Genomic DNA, 1,182 nt, shown 5'->3' with positions numbered 1-1,182 from the left:
GTTCTAATTTCTTATTACTACCATTGTGACAAACTCAATAGTTATGCAATAAAAACTAAAGAAGGAATGGTGCGTCCGAGTGAACTCGAATCACCGCCCCCCGCCATGTCAAGACAGTAGCTGTACAAATAGAAAATCTACATGGATACCCTAGATTCATGCTCTCTGTCGGAAAAACAGACACTTAAACTAGAATACTTAAAATCAATGACTTAAGTTTTGTTGTGACGAAATGTTTTATGTATGAATTTGGGCACACTCTTGTCACATCCATATACTACAATTAGTTAGGTTTACAAATTTCAATTTGCGACTACGAGATCTAACATTTGAGCGATTTTATATCTAGACTTGAGAAATACGACGCTACCCTGCTCTGCAACGTAGAGCTCTCTCACGTTAATCTTTGTGACATATCTATCGACCCTGATCTCGCAGAAATCATCGCGGAGTCAAATCCCGTTTCAGCCTTAAAGTCAAAGTCGATTGCATCAAAAAGTACCCAGGCTATGAGCAACCTAGTCGCTTTGCAATCTCCAATTTGGGTCTATAAAAAACGAAATCATTACTATCTCGTATCGGGTCTTTTCACTCACTTTCTACTTATAAATACGATTAATTCCGAACAGTCACTCACTAGAAAAACACCCGTTATCTTGCTCACTAAAAAGCCTCAAAACGACATTAAACGGCTCATATTTTTGTCCGATTTAACCACCCAATTATTAAAAAAGCTGTTTATCACAAAAGAAAAAACTGTGAAATTTTTCTTAGAAAACTGGTTCCCTAATGATGAGGCAAAAGGTAGCTATCTAACAAACAAAGAGTGGCAAGTAATTTTTCCAGAGCTAAAAACTAAGAAAGAACTAGCCGCCATATTGAATACCTCAAATCGAGATTTATGACCATGAGAGAGTTCATTTCTAGGCAAAATTTATTAGATGAACAATTGAATTTGAGCGATGATGAATTCGAAAGATTGTATGATTTTCTCACTTTAATTGAGTGCCCTATTTCATTCAGAGCGCTCAACGAAGTACTAAGTAACCTACTCGAAATAGCACAACAATATCCACACTTTTTCGAAACCGTTTTTCTCATTTCAAAAAACGATTTAGTAAGTTTTATTAAGGCAATTGCTGATTCAAAAATCTCTAGCAAGCGGTGTTTTTCAAGGTAGTT

Annotated in this window: 1 protein-coding gene; it reads left to right on the top strand. The window is 36.1% G+C overall.

The genetic code is table 11. From position 1 onward, the window contains the following. Window positions 1–329: 329 nt before the first annotated feature. Window positions 330–905 (top strand): hypothetical protein, encoded by a 576-nt coding sequence (locus AB4161_RS23190; RefSeq protein ID WP_017071509.1) that lies wholly within the window; start codon window positions 330–332, stop codon window positions 903–905. The last annotated feature ends 277 nt before the right edge of the window (window positions 906–1,182 follow it).

The sequence above is a fragment of the Vibrio sp. 10N.286.51.E5 genome (assembly GCF_041469125.1).
GTDB classification, from domain to species: Bacteria; Pseudomonadota; Gammaproteobacteria; order Enterobacterales; family Vibrionaceae; genus Vibrio; species Vibrio crassostreae_C.
Note: the sequence above shows the minus strand (reverse complement) of the source record. Positions and strands in the feature narration are given on the sequence as shown.